The sequence below is a fragment of the Staphylococcus sp. SB1-57 genome, from assembly GCF_017086425.1.
Classification (GTDB): Bacteria; Bacillota; Bacilli; order Staphylococcales; family Staphylococcaceae; genus Staphylococcus; species Staphylococcus warneri_A.
The window spans coordinates 1,768,618-1,783,222 of the sequence record NZ_CP070964.1 but is presented as its reverse complement, the minus strand read 5'-3'; the positions used below and the strand labels follow the sequence as shown (position 1 = coordinate 1,783,222).

13 protein-coding genes are annotated in these 14,605 nt (G+C 31.9%); 10 read left to right on the top strand and 3 right to left on the bottom strand.

Translation table 11 applies throughout. The features are described from left to right. Positions 1-210 precede the first annotated feature (210 nt). The 7 genes from JX000_RS08820 to fabI all read left to right on the top strand — a co-directional run bounded on the left by JX000_RS08820 (position 211) and on the right by fabI (position 7,129). A complete protein-coding gene (locus JX000_RS08820; RefSeq protein WP_002450768.1) occupies positions 211-558 on the top strand; it encodes a UPF0738 family protein in 348 nt (115 codons plus the stop codon). Positions 559-574: 16 nt separating this feature from the next. After that, the gene (yjbM, locus tag JX000_RS08815) at positions 575-1,210 is read left to right on the top strand and encodes a GTP diphosphokinase (protein WP_002450767.1); all 636 of its coding nucleotides are present in this window, start codon (positions 575-577) and stop codon (positions 1,208-1,210) included. Positions 1,211-1,222: 12 nt separating this feature from the next. Beyond that, entirely contained in the window at positions 1,223-2,032 is an 810-nt protein-coding gene (locus tag JX000_RS08810) for an NAD kinase (RefSeq protein ID WP_002450766.1), read from the top strand. Beyond that, positions 2,029-2,883 carry an RluA family pseudouridine synthase gene (locus JX000_RS08805; protein ID WP_049425027.1) on the top strand — a complete coding sequence of 285 codons (855 nt, stop codon included), beginning with the start codon at positions 2,029-2,031 and terminating at the stop codon, positions 2,881-2,883. Before JX000_RS08810 ends, JX000_RS08805 begins: the two co-directional genes overlap by 4 nt. A 24-nt stretch (positions 2,884-2,907) precedes the next feature. Then, positions 2,908-4,299, top strand: coding sequence for a magnesium transporter (gene mgtE / locus JX000_RS08800; protein ID WP_049425025.1), 1,392 nt, complete (start codon positions 2,908-2,910; stop codon positions 4,297-4,299). Between the two features lie 10 nt (positions 4,300-4,309). After that, complete coding sequence (locus JX000_RS08795) at positions 4,310-6,154, top strand: monovalent cation:proton antiporter family protein (protein ID WP_002450763.1); 1,845 nt, start codon at positions 4,310-4,312, stop codon at positions 6,152-6,154. A gap of 204 nt (positions 6,155-6,358) precedes the next feature. Continuing rightward, the gene (gene fabI / locus JX000_RS08790; protein WP_075778094.1) at positions 6,359-7,129 is read left to right on the top strand and encodes an enoyl-ACP reductase FabI; all 771 of its coding nucleotides are present in this window, start codon (positions 6,359-6,361) and stop codon (positions 7,127-7,129) included. Between the two features lie 112 nt (positions 7,130-7,241). On the opposite strand, the gene cozEa is transcribed toward fabI, so the two are convergent. Then, positions 7,242-8,327 carry a lipoteichoic acid biosynthesis protein CozEa gene (gene cozEa / locus JX000_RS08785; protein WP_002450761.1) on the bottom strand — a complete coding sequence of 362 codons (1,086 nt, stop codon included), beginning with the start codon at positions 8,325-8,327 and terminating at the stop codon, positions 7,242-7,244. A gap of 209 nt (positions 8,328-8,536) precedes the next feature. Here cozEa and JX000_RS08780 point away from each other — a divergent pair, with 209 nt between their 5' ends. From JX000_RS08780 to JX000_RS08770, 3 genes are all read left to right on the top strand, one after another. Then, entirely contained in the window at positions 8,537-10,096 is a 1,560-nt protein-coding gene (locus JX000_RS08780; RefSeq protein ID WP_075778095.1) for an alanine/glycine:cation symporter family protein, read from the top strand. 188 nt (positions 10,097-10,284) lie between these two features. Next, the gene (locus JX000_RS08775) at positions 10,285-11,031 is read left to right on the top strand and encodes an esterase family protein (RefSeq protein ID WP_002450759.1); all 747 of its coding nucleotides are present in this window, start codon (positions 10,285-10,287) and stop codon (positions 11,029-11,031) included. 163 nt (positions 11,032-11,194) lie between these two features. After that, entirely contained in the window at positions 11,195-11,704 is a 510-nt protein-coding gene (locus JX000_RS08770) for a YjcG family protein (RefSeq protein WP_002450758.1), read from the top strand. Between the two features lie 79 nt (positions 11,705-11,783). Here JX000_RS08770 and ltaA read toward each other — a convergent pair whose 3' ends face one another. Beyond that, complete coding sequence (ltaA, locus tag JX000_RS08765; RefSeq protein WP_049425010.1) at positions 11,784-12,971, bottom strand: lipoteichoic acid biosynthesis MFS flippase LtaA; 1,188 nt, start codon at positions 12,969-12,971, stop codon at positions 11,784-11,786. Continuing rightward, complete coding sequence (locus JX000_RS08760; RefSeq protein WP_206140636.1) at positions 12,949-14,124, bottom strand: diglucosyl diacylglycerol synthase; 1,176 nt, start codon at positions 14,122-14,124, stop codon at positions 12,949-12,951. The genes ltaA and JX000_RS08760 overlap by 23 nt, the downstream gene beginning before the upstream one ends. Positions 14,125-14,605: the final 481 nt, after the last annotated feature.

Below are 14,605 nucleotides of genomic sequence, written 5' to 3'. Positions count from 1 at the left end.
TGTTTGATTTACTATTAGTATGACTGAATTGGCTCTTGTTTTAAAGTAAGACAATGTTTTGAAAAGACAAACATTATTTAAAATTGAAATTAGAATAATAATATATCTAAAAAAATTCAAATACATATAATAATGTGACAATATTCGGCTACATACGTGTGATGTAAGCATAAATTATGTTAAACTAATATGGAATAAGGAGGGGCAAGCATGCGTATATATATAAATGAAATCAAAGTGAAAGACGATACAATTTACTGTTATTCAGAAGATTCGATTGAAGGATTAGAAGAAGTAGGACAAATGCTTGTTGATAGTGATAATTATGGATTTGCATACATCTTAGATGATGGTCAATCCTATTCGTATTTAATCTTTGTAGAAGAAACATGGTCGATGTTACATGAAAACAAAGGGAAGAAACTCATTGTAAACGATGAGTTAGAACTTAAACATTTCCAAGAGGAATTAGATTACATATTAGACAATATTGAAGGCAATAATAACTATGGTAAGGAGTTTGTTTCTGCTGTTGAAAAAACTTTTGAACTAGAATGAAGCGGAGTGAAGTAATATGAACCAGTGGGATCAATTTTTAACACCCTACAAACAGGCTGTTAATGAATTAAAAGTAAAATTAAAAGGATTACGTAAACAATATGAGATTAGTGAACACAGTTCTCCCATTGAATTCGTAACAGGCCGCGTTAAACCTATTTCAAGTATTATAGATAAAGCAAACAAAAGGGAAATTCCATTTGATAGATTAAGAGAAGAAATGTATGACATAGCTGGACTCAGAATTATGTGCCAATTTGTTGATGATATAGATGTCGTAGTTAATATATTACGTCAACGTAAGGATTTTAGTGTTGTTGAAGAAAGAGACTATATTCGCAATACCAAACCAAGTGGCTATCGTTCATATCATGTGATTATTGAATATCCTATTGAAACATTAAATGGACAGAAATCTATTCTAGCTGAAATTCAGATTAGAACATTGGCTATGAATTTCTGGTCAACCATAGAACATACATTGCGTTATAAATATGATGGAGATTATCCAGATGAGATACAGCATCGTTTAGAAAGAGCGGCAGAAGCGGCTTACTTATTAGACGAAGAAATGTCCGAGATAAAAGATGAAATTCAAGAAGCACAGAAGTATTATACTCAAAAACGTGCGAAAAAACATGAAAATGACTAATGAGGTGTAAACATGCGTTATACAATCCTAACTAAAGGTGATTCTAAGTCCAATGCGTTAAAGCATAAAATGATTAACTATATGAAAGATTTTCAGATGGTTGAAGATAATGAAAACCCAGAAATAGTCATTTCAGTCGGTGGGGATGGCACTTTACTACAAGCATTTCATCAATATAGTCATATGTTGTCGAAAGTGGCATTTGTTGGTGTTCACACCGGACATTTAGGGTTTTATGCTGACTGGTTACCTCATGAAGTCGAAAAATTAATAATTGAAATCAATAATTCAGAATTTCAAGTTATTGAATATCCATTATTAGAAATCATTGTTCGATATAATAATAATGGTTATGAAACAAGGTATTTAGCATTGAATGAAGCTACTATGAAAACTGAAAATGGATCAACATTAGTTGTGGATGTTAATATTCGCGGTAAACATTTTGAGCGTTTTAGAGGAGATGGACTTTGTATATCTACGCCATCTGGGTCAACAGCTTATAATAAGGCTTTAGGTGGTGCATTAATCCATCCATCTTTAGAAGCAATGCAAATTGCAGAGATTGCTTCAATCAACAATCGTGTGTTTAGAACAGTGGGTTCACCATTAGTACTTCCTAAACATCATACTTGTTTGATAACACCTGTCAATCACGATACAATACGAACTACGATTGATCATGTGAGTATTAAGCATAAGAATGTAAATGCAATCCAGTATAGAGTAGCAAATGAAAAGGTAAGATTTGCACGCTTTAGACCATTCCCATTCTGGAAGAGGGTACACGATTCATTTATTTCAAGTGATGATGAAGTATGATTTTTAGATATACGATTGCACAGCAAGAAACGCTTAAATCATTTTTACAACGACATGACTTTTCTAAGAAAACAATTAGCGCCATTAAAACTAATGGCGCTTTACTTGTCAATCAGAGGCCTGTCACAGTGAGGTATCAATTGAACTTAGGCGATCAGCTTGTTGTTCAACTACCGTTAGAAATACCTAGTGCCAATTTAATACCATACTTGAAACCACTAGATATATTATTCGAAGACGACTATATCATTATTGTATCTAAACCCAATAGACAAAACTGTGCACCTTCACGTGAACATCCACATGAAAGCTTAGTTGAACAAGTATTGGGTTATTTACAACATAAAGGTGAACATACCAATCCTCACATCGTAACCCGTTTAGATCGAAATACTACTGGGATTGTACTTTTCGCGAAATATGGTTATATCCACCATTTATTTTCAAAAACTAATATGGATAAGGTTTATACGTGTTTGGCACACGGTATTACTGAACCAAGTGGCGTGATTGAAGCACCCATTGCTAGAAATGAAGCAAGTATTATAGAAAGGCAAGTATCAGAAAACGGTAAATATGCCAAAACATTGTATCGTACTATAAAACAAAAAGAGAATGTAAGTTGTTGCGAAGTGCAACTGTGTACGGGTCGAACACATCAGATTAGAGTGCATTTTCAATATATAGGTCATCCTTTAATAGGCGATACATTGTACGGCGGAAAACATGGTAAAATAGAAGGGCAATGCTTACATTGTTCAAAACTTTGTTTTGAACATCCAGTTAATAAAAAAATGATACATATCGAAATTGATCATAAACAACTCAATCAATGGTATGACTTAATATAAAAAATTGTTTTGGAGGTGTTTAATTTGTCTAACGACACAGAATTAAAAGAGAAAGAACATGTGAACGAAGACGTGTATGATAAAGATTTATTAGATCGATTATTACAAGATGGTGACATTGATGCATTTAGAGAAGAATTTTTATCAATGCATAATTACGAACAAAGTGAGTACTTTGAAGATACCGATGAAGAAAAGCGACAAAAGATATTTGAATTCTTATCTCCTAGTGAAGTTGCTGATTTCTTCGACCATTTAGATATAGATGATGAAGAATATGAGGAGCTATTCGATAATATCAATGCGAACTATGCTAGTCATATTTTAGAAGAGATGTCTTACGATAATGCGGTAGATATTTTAAATGAATTATCCAAACCGAAAGTTGCTAGTTTACTCACATTAATGAATAACGAAGATGCAAATGAAATCAAAGCATTGTTACATTATGAAGAAGATACTGCCGGCGGTATTATGACGACGGAATATCTTTCTTTAAAATCAACAACACCCGTGAAAGAAGCATTGATGCATGTTAAAGAACAAGCGCCTAATGCAGAAACCATATATGTCATTTTTGCGGTAAATGAAGATGATCAATTAGTTGGTGTTCTATCATTAAGGGACCTAATCACTGCTGAAAACGATGCTTATATTGAAGATGTCATGAGCGAACGTGTTATTAGCGTTGATGTTGCAACAGACCAAGAAGACGTTGCACAAACAATGAGAGACTATGATTTTATTGCGGTACCAGTAGTAGATTATCAAAATCACTTACTAGGAATCATTACAATCGATGACATTTTAGATGTAATGGACGAAGAAGCTAGTGAAGACTACTCTCGTTTAGCCGGGGTTTCTGATATTGACTCTACGAATGACTCAGTCATCAAAACAGCGACGAAACGCTTACCGTGGTTAATCATTTTAACATTCTTAGGTATGATAACAGCGACTATTCTAGGTAGTTTTGAGGATACATTATCTAAGGTTGCCTTATTAGCAGCATTCATTCCTATTATTAGCGGGATGTCAGGTAATTCTGGTACACAATCATTAGCCGTTTCTGTGCGTAATATCTCAACTGGAGATATTGATGAACAAAGTAAGTTTAAAGTAGCTTTAAGAGAAGCAGGAAGCGGATTGTTGTCTGGAATTGTGTGCTCAATTATTTTAATTATTATTATTATTTCAATCTATCGACAACCATTATTAGCAGTCATCGTAGGTGGTAGTTTGACTTGTGCTATGACAGTTGGAACATTGGTAGGATCAATGATTCCATTACTTATGAATAAATTAAAAATTGACCCAGCAGTAGCAAGTGGTCCATTTATTACAACAATTAATGATATTGTCAGTATGTTAATTTATTTCGGCTTAGCAACATCATTTATGTCTTATTTAACTTAAGGAGGAACGAATGGAGTTCTTATCACTTGTGATTGTAGTCGTTGCTGCATTTTTAACACCTATTATTGTTAATAGGTTGAATATCAACTTTTTGCCAGTAGTCGTCGCTGAAATCTTAATGGGAATTATCATTGGTAATTCATTTTTAAATCTAGTAACCAAAGATTCTATGCTTAATATTCTATCAACATTAGGCTTTATCTTTTTAATGTTTTTAAGTGGTTTGGAAATTGATTTTAATGCATTTAAAAAGGATGCACGACCACGACAAGGTGAAAGTAAAGAAGAAAAGAAAGTGCCTGGTCATTTAAATCTAGCTATGTTAGTTTTTGGGTTAATTATGATTGTATCAATCATTTTAGCCTTTGCATTTAAATGGTTCGGTTTAATCGATGATGTATTATTAATGGTTATCATCATTTCAACGATTTCTTTAGGTGTTGTAGTACCGACATTAAAAGAAATGAACATTATGAGAACTACGATTGGACAATTTATCCTTCTAGTAGCGGTATTAGCCGATTTAGTTACAATGATATTATTAACTATATATGGTGCAGTGAACGGCCATGGTGGTAGTACTATATGGCTTACTGGCATATTAGTTGTATTCACTATTGTATTTTATGTTATCGGTGTATTATTCAAGCGCATGTCATTTTTACAAAAGTTAATGGGTGGTACAACCCAAATTGGTATTCGTGCTGTCTTTGCCCTTATTATATTGCTTGTAGCTTTGGCTGAAGGCGTAGGTGCAGAATACATACTCGGAGCATTCTTAGCAGGTGTTGTTGTATCATTATTAAATCCTGATGAAGAAATGGTTGAAAAGTTAGATTCATTTGGTTATGGATTCTTTATTCCAATTTTCTTCATTATGGTTGGTGTCGATTTAAATATTCCGTCACTTGTTAAAGAACCATCGCTACTGATTATTATTCCTATATTAATCTTAGCATTTATCGTATCTAAGTTAATTCCAGTATTCATTATCAAACGTTGGTTCGATTTAAAAACAACGATTGCCTCTGGATTTTTATTAACTTCAACATTATCGCTTGTGATTGCAGCTGCCAAAATAGCGGAGCAGCTTAAGACAATTTCGCCGGAGACATCAGGATTACTGATATTAAGTGCAGTCATTACATGTGTATTTGTACCAGTCATCTTTAAAAAATTATTCCCTGTACCAAATGAAATGAATCGTCGTATCGAAGTGAGTTTAATTGGTAAAAATCAACTCACTATTCCAATTGCTCAGAATTTAACATCGCAACTGTATGATATTTCACTTTATTATCGTAAAGATTTAAGTGATAGTCGCAAGTTATCCGATGAAATTACAATGATTGAAATTGCGGATTATGAGCAAGAGATACTAGAAAGATTAGGTCTATTCGATCGTGATATTGTTGTTTGTGCGACAAATGATGATGAAATAAATAGAAAAGTGGCCCTAATGGCGAAAGAACATGGTGTTGAACGTGTTATTTGTAGATTAGAAAGTACCAATGAAGATATGGAAATGAAATCATTAGGTATTGAAATTTTCAGTAACTACTTAAGTAATAAGATTTTACTTAAAGGTTTAATAGAAACACCTAATATGCTTAACCTATTAAGTAATGTAGAAACATCATTGTATGAGATTCAAATGTTGAATCATCAATATGAAAATATGCAATTACGAAACTTCCCATTCGGTGGAGATATAATCTTCGTGAGAATTGTCCGTAATAATGACTCTATCGTTCCACACGGTGACACACAATTACGCTACAAAGATAGATTGATTGTTACAGGATCAAAAGAATATGTTGACGAATTAAAACAAGAATTAGAATTTTATTATTAAGCTATTATACAAATCGTCTGTAAGTATAAGTGATACTTGCAGGCGTTTTGCTATTGAAGAAGAAAGTCTAAATGGGTGATAGGAGTTAGACAAATCTAAAATGCTTTATTATCTGGTACTAAAAGTGTTAGAATATGATGAGTGAATAAAGAAGGAAACGTTTGAAATCAACTATTATATATCTAAATTAAAGGAGTTATTTGCATGTTAAATCTAGAAAATAAAACTTACGTCATTATGGGAATTGCTAATAAACGTAGTATTGGTTTTGGTGTTGCAAAAGTATTGGACCAATTAGGTGCAAAATTAGTATTTACATATCGTAAAGAACGTAGCCGTAAAGAATTAGAAAAATTATTAGATCAATTAAATCAACCTGAAGCACGTTTATATCAAATTGATGTTCAAAGTGATGAAGGTGTTATCAATGGATTTGCAAAAATTGGTGAAGAAGTAGGTAATATCGACGGTGTTTACCACTCAATCGCATTTGCAAATATGGAAGATTTAAGAGGACGTTTCTCTGAAACTTCTAGAGACGGTTTCTTATTAGCACAAGATATTAGTTCATATTCTTTAACCATTGTTGCACATGAAGCTAAAAAATTAATGCCTGAAGGTGGTAGTATAGTTGCAACTACTTATTTAGGTGGCGAATTTGCAGTACAAAACTATAATGTTATGGGTGTTGCAAAAGCAAGTTTAGAAGCTAATGTTAAATATTTAGCGCTTGACTTAGGTGAAGACAATATCCGTGTGAATGCTATTTCAGCAGGACCTATTCGTACACTAAGTGCAAAAGGTGTGGGTGGATTCAATACTATACTTAAAGAAATTGAAGAACGTTCACCATTAAGACGTAATGTCGATCAAGAAGAAGTAGGTAAAACTGCTGCATACTTATTAAGTGACTTATCAAGTGGTGTGACAGGTGAAAATATTCATGTAGATGGTGGATTCCACGCAATTAAATAGTTGAGTTATTAACTACAAAAGTATATTACTTATAACATAATAAAAGACCAAGTGATTGATGAAAGAATCACTTGGTCTTTTTGCTTTGTAAATATTGATAAGACAAATTTTATTAATCTTTGACATTGCTATTTGCTTTATCAATAATACGTTGACGATATTTAAAGATATTGCTAATAACTGTTTTTAACACTGCATATAAAGGTACAGCAATTAAAATAAGTGTGAAACCACCTAAATCACCTGCAGCTAATATAACCACAATAATTGTTAATGGATGCATGCTAAGTGATTTACCCATTACATTTGGCGTGATGACATTACCTTCCAATTGTTGAGCAATCAATGTAATGACACATACCCAAATGAACGTTGAAGGTCCATCGATAATACCTAAAATAGCTGCTGGCGTGAAAGAAAGCCATGGACCTAAGAATGGTATTAAGTTAGCAACACCAGCGAATAAAACAAGTAACGGTGTATAAGGTAAGCCGATTATTGTATAACCAATATACAAGATGATACCTAAGATAACACTAACTGTTACTTGACCTTGAATATAAGATTTTAACGTATAGTTTAAGTCTTTTAATAAATCTACGACAAATACTTTACGTTCACCTTTGAAAAATTTAGCTACAGCAGGAATAAATTTTTCATGATCTTTCAACATGTAAATAAGGAAGAACGGTACCATTATTAATAAGAAAATGGTAGAAATTAATGATGTAATATATGAAATTGAGTTAGATAATACATCTGTGACGCCATCTCCCATTGATTTAACCATGTTATTTATTCGATGTGTGACATCACTTGGTAATTTATCAATTTGTGTTAGTGAGAAATTGATTAAACGCTCAGTTTCTTTTTGTAGGGCAGGTGTTTGTTTAATTAAGTTATTAATATTTGAAATAATGATAGGTGCAATAAAGGCTACAACAATAGCGATAATTGCAATTAATACTACAAATATAGTTAAAATACTTGCCCATCTTGGGAATCCCCATTTTTCTAATAATGTTTGAAATGGTAAACATATGTAGAATAAGAACCCACTAATTAAAAAAGGAAGAAAAACAGAACCGATGATAGTTACAACTGGTGTAAATACTTCATGCACTTGCATAAATAGTTTGATGAGTATGAACAACATAATTAAAGCTATGCCGGTTCTAAACCAAACTTTATTTAACATATATAGATCCTCCTGAAAATTTTCATTTTTTATAGTCTTATATAGTATATCTCAAATTGAAAAGCTACAAAAGAGTCATGATTCGATAAAGTGACATATTGAGTAAGTTAAAAATACATATTATTTAATGAAAATTCTGAAAATATATTGTAAAGTGTAAATGTACATTGTATAATTTTTTTAATCGATAATAATTAAGGGGGTATACGATGATTGAAAAAATCGTTACATTTTTAAATGATCTCGTCTGGAGTAAACCATTAGTATACGGATTATTGTTAACAGGGATTTTATTTAGTTTGAGAATGCGTTTTTTCCAAGTGAGACATTTTAAAGAGATGATACGTTTAATGTTCCAAGGGGAAAAGTCACCAAGTGGTATCACAAGCTTTCAAGCTATAGCTATGTCGTTAGCAGGACGTGTTGGGACAGGTAACATTGTAGGTGTCTCGACTGCTATATTTATTGGAGGGCCAGGCGCTGTATTTTGGATGTGGATTAGTGCCTTTCTAGGTGCTAGTAGTGCATTTATCGAATCTACTTTAGGGCAAATTTTCAAACGTGAAGATAAGGGAGAATATCGCGGAGGACCAGCATACTATATTGAATATGGGATAGGTGGAAAATTTGGAAAGATATATGGTTTAATATTTGCGATTGTAACAGTAATTTCAGTAGGATTACTCTTACCTGGTGTTCAATCGAATGCAATTGCTAGCTCTATGCACAATGCTTTTAATGTTCCAAATTGGATAGTGGCTATTATCGTTGTCGTTATTTTAGCGTTAATTATTTTTGGTGGACTACGTTCAATTGCTAATGTTGCTACAGCAGTTGTACCGTTTATGGCGGTAATATATATATTAATGGCCATTATAATCATTATTATAAATATTCAACATGTTCCAGCTTTATTTGCACTAATTTTCAAATCTGCGTTTGGGTTACAGTCAGCATTTGGTGGGATTGTCGGAGCCATGATTGAGATAGGTGTAAAAAGAGGTTTGTATTCTAATGAAGCAGGACAAGGTACAGGACCGCACGCCGCATCAGCTGCAGAAGTTTCTCATCCAACTAAACAAGGACTTGTTCAATCATTCTCAGTTTATGTAGATACCTTATTTGTATGTACAGCGACAGCGCTCATCATTTTACTTTCAGGTACATATAACGTAACTGATGGCGAGACTAATGCAAATGGCACTCCACATTTAATCAAAGATGGAGGAATATTTGTAGAAAATGCAGATGGCAGTAAAGATTATTCAGGTACTGCAATGTATGCTCAAGCAGGTATAGATAAAGCTTTCCATGGTAGCGGCTACCATTTTGATCCACATTTTTCTGGTATTGGTTCATACTTTATTGCCATTGCTTTATTCTTCTTTGCTTTTACGACGATATTGGCATATTACTATATTGCAGAAACCAATGTAGCTTATTTAACAAGACATCAAAGTAAGAGGACTACACATATCTTCTTTATCATAGCAAGGTTAGCTTTATTATTTGCAACTTTTTATGGTTCAATTAAAACAGCTGATGTCGCATGGGCATTAGGGGATTTAGGTGTTGGATTAATGGCATGGTTGAATATTATAGCAATATGGATATTGCATAAGCCTGCGTTAGAAGCACTTAAAGACTATGAACAACAAAAGGCACAATTGGGTTCTGGCTACTATGCTGTTTATAAGCCTGATGCGAAGAAAATACCTAATGCAATATTCTGGTTGAAAACATATCCAGAAAGATTGAAAAATAAATAATGAGTTTATCATTTTCAAGATGAAAGAATATACTTATTAATTATTAATCAGTATTGGAATAAATAGAACAAATAAACATAGCAGTAGATTTCATTTTGCAGTTTTAATCAAAGTTCATAACGCACATAATTTAAAAATATAACGTCTCTTGGTACAATATAAATAATACTACTAGGGGGCGTTTTAGCATGTCTGAATTTAAACCAGGTAAAATTAACAAACATATATTGTATAGTGACATATTAGAAAGAGATGTTACTATTTCTATTTACTTACCTGAAGAATATACTGATTTATTTAAATACCAAGTGATTATATGCTTCGATGGTTTAGACTTTTTAAGGTTTGGAAGAATTCAACGAGAATATGAAAAACTACGTAAAGATAATGAAATTCAAAGAGCGATTATTGTAGGTTTTCATTATGAAGATGTAGAAAAACGTCGTGAGGAGTTTCATCCAAAAGGTAGTCGATCACATTTAACAGTTCAAGCAGTTGGTAAAGAACTATTACCGTTTATAGATGCAACTTTCCCAACATACAAAGTGGGTAACGCTCGACTTTTAATGGGTGATAGTTTAGCTGGAAGTATAGCATTACTTACAGCATTAACGTATCCAACAATATTTAGCCAAGTTGCAATGCTAAGTCCACAATACGATGAAGTGGTTAAAGAAAAAGTTGAGAGATGTGACACGAAATCACAACTTTCTATTTGGCATGGAATTGGTTTAGAAGAGGAAGACTTTAAATTACCAACGAATGGCAAACGTGCTAATTTTTTAACTCCTAATCGTGAGTTGAATGCACTCATTAATCAATTTGATATTCGTTATCACTATCAAGAATTTGATGGGGGACATAATTGGAAATCATGGAAACCGTTGTTAGGGGATATTTTAAAATACTTTTTAGATGAAGAGTTACCAGAGTAAATCATACTCATAATTCATCATGTTCAATCGTTATTCAAATTAATAACGTACAAATATTATTATGTATATTGTTTAAAATAGAAAAAATAATTTTAAGTTTAAAGTAACGGTTTTCATAGAATTTTGATATAATGGAAATAGGTTAAACAAAGGAGGAATTCAAATGATTTTAGGATTAGCTTTAATCCCATCAAAGTCATTTCAAGAAGAGGTAAATGCATATCGTAAGCGTTATGATACACATTATGCACAAATTATGCCACATATTACAGTGAAATCTCAATTTGAAGTTAATGATGCGGATTTAGATTCAGTTAAAAAAGAAATTGAAACTCGAATTAAAGGTATTTCATCAATTGATATTCATGCAACTAAAGCATCTAGCTTTAAACCAGTAAATAATGTCATTTACTTTAAAGTTGCTAAGAATGACGAACTTGAAGAAATTTTCGATCGTTTTAATACAGATGATTTCTATGGTAAGGCCGAACATCAATTTGTACCTCATTTTACAATTGCTCAAGGTCTTTCAAGCCAAGAATTTGAAGATATTTATGGTCAAGTAGAGTTAGCAGGGGTAGATCATAAAGAGACAATCGAAGAATTATCATTACTACAATTTAGCACTGAAGAAGACAAATGGAAAGTTATCGATACATTTAAATTAAATTAGAAATAAAAAATAGTTATAAAAAAATGGAGTGAGATAGTGGAATCTATGGTACATAGATCTTTATCTCACTCCATTTTAATTACTTAGCTCGTTTTCTATTTATAAAGTAATAGCCATAGAATAATGCTAAAACTAAGAAAATAAGTGCAGAAAAATAGAATGTATTATTTAAATTATTAGTAAACTGTGTAATTAAGCCCCCTAATAAAGGACCAATCATAGAACCAAAGCCTTGAACACTATTAAATACACCCCAAGTTTCTTCTTGTTCTTTTGGATTAATATGTCCAGCCATAAATGTGTTCCATGCCGGTAATAAGATGCCGTACATGAGACCAATGAATAGCGCGATACCCCACACAATATATATATTGGTGATTAGAGATAATCCAAATATCATAAGTGTGTATAAGATGAACCCACCGAATATAATACTATACATAAATCCTTTACTATTTTTATCAATTATTTTTGAAAGAAATAGCATTGAAACAGCACAACCAATTCCACCAATCATGATTGCGATTGTATATTCAATCGTTGATACATGTACAATTTTTGTAGCGTATGTAGGTAGAATAGGTATCAATGCTGAAATCGCAGCACCTTGGAGTAATATACCAGGGAATAAAACAATGTGTCGTTTAGTTACATTTACAATCTGTAATAATTGTTCTTTAACAGGTTTAGTATTGTAATTAGTCAATTGAATATTAACGAAGTAGTATAATACCCATGCGATTAATACTACTAAAGACATCATAAATACAAAATGTAATGGATGTATTTTAATTAAGAAGTTCATTACGACCCAACCAACTAATAAACCTAACAACCATGCAAAATATACATAGCCCATTTGTTTACCACGTTTATCTTCTTGAACGCTTGATAACATAATAACCCAAATAGGGCTAACGGCTATACCTAGCATGATAGCACTAATAATGATGACAATTGGTGATGATGGAAACCAAATGACTAAGAATAAACTTAGAAATGCTAATAAAAACCCAGAAGTTAATACTAGCTTAGCACCAAACTTCTTTAATAAAAAACCTATCACAAAATTTGTTGCTGCATCTGCAATAAAATGAATAGAAAATGCTAATGATGTCACTGCAACTGCAATTGAAGTGACAGTAGGTAGGTAGTTTATATAACTTAATATGTACATACCTCTCGCAAATTCCATAAGAAATAAAATGACTAGCATTATAATGAAATTTTTATTATTAGAATAGTTATTTAACGAAGAATCTTGCATATAAAGGCACCTTTCCATAAATCTCTTCTGGTTGCGAAGAATGGCCTAATAGTTCTAATAGATCTTTGCATAACTTTTGAGTGGCATACTCAATTTTAGATTCTTTCATGTTTGAAGTCATTTTATTTAATATTGATTCATTATTTGTAAGATGTGTAACGATATCTATAGCTTCATCTGGTGTATTGGCAATTTTACCAAATTCCATATCCTCAAAATAATTAGCATTTTCTAATTCTTGTCCAGGAGCTGGATTTAAGAAAATCATTGGAATACAACGAGTAAGTCCCTCTGAAATTGTAATACCACCAGGTTTTGTAACCATTAATTGACTTGATGCCATCCATTCATTCATATGTTTTGTGAAACCTAGAATGAGAACATCAGGATGATCTTTGAATTGAGCTTGTAAAGAATGTTTTAATTCTTTGCTACGGCCACAAATCATAACAACTTGTGAATGTTTACTTTTCTCTAAGATTTCATTAATCATTTGGTCGAACCCTTTTGAAACACCAAAAGCACCTGCAGACATTAATATTGTAGGTCTATCAGGATCTAAGTGATGTTTACTTAACCAAGCTCTTTGATCAATATGTTCTTCGAATTTATCTGAAATCGGGATTCCCGTGACTTTAATTTGTGAGGCTGGTACGCCTACTTCTATAAAATCATTTTTGGTATCTTTAGTTGCTACATAATAGCGATCTGATTCAGGTGTAATCCAGTTTTTATGCATTCTATAATCAGTCATCACTGTAGCTACTGGAATATTGATATTAAATTGTTCTGTTAAAACAGACATGACTGGTGTAGGGAATGTTAATAAAATTAAATCCGGTTTCTCATTAATGAGTATATTAATCAATTTATTTAGACCGTAATATTTATAAAAACATTTATCTAGTTGATCAGGGCGGCTATAATAAAAGTTTTTATACATATTTCTGAAATATCTAAAGCTATTGATATACCATTTTTTACATATAGAAGTTAAAATAGGATGCGCTTCCATAAATAAGTCGTGTTGAATCACACTTAAATGGTCCAAATTCATTTCATTTAATTGGTTTACGATGCTTTGAGTAACTTGCATATGACCGTTACCGAAAGAACCAGTAATAATCAATATCTTTTTATTTTGAGTAACCATTAAAAGCCACCCTCCGTTAATTTTTAAAATTTATAATAAGTGTAACGTATTTTAATACATTATAAAAGGAATATCGTGATTACATGTACATGAAATACCATTGATTTGTAGCAATTTAGTCTTAATTACAATTTAAAAGGGTAATTAGACACTGCCCGAAAATTTGTATTTATGCATTATACCACAACTAACTTAAAAATAAATTTGAAAGAACTTAATACAAGTGATGTATTATCTTTATAATTACTTTAAATAAGGTTGATAATCTATTTATAATGTTAGCATGGTTTAACAAGTATGTATTATTAAAACCTATCAAATAACAAGAATTTTAGTTTTATTTAATAGTAGATTAATAAATGAGGTATAAATTTACATTTTCATAGCTTTGAATGAGCTAAATGTTTATCTTTCATGGGCTTACAAGAGGTATAACCTCATTTAATATATGTTAGAAAAATCAAAATGACGATATAAGAAA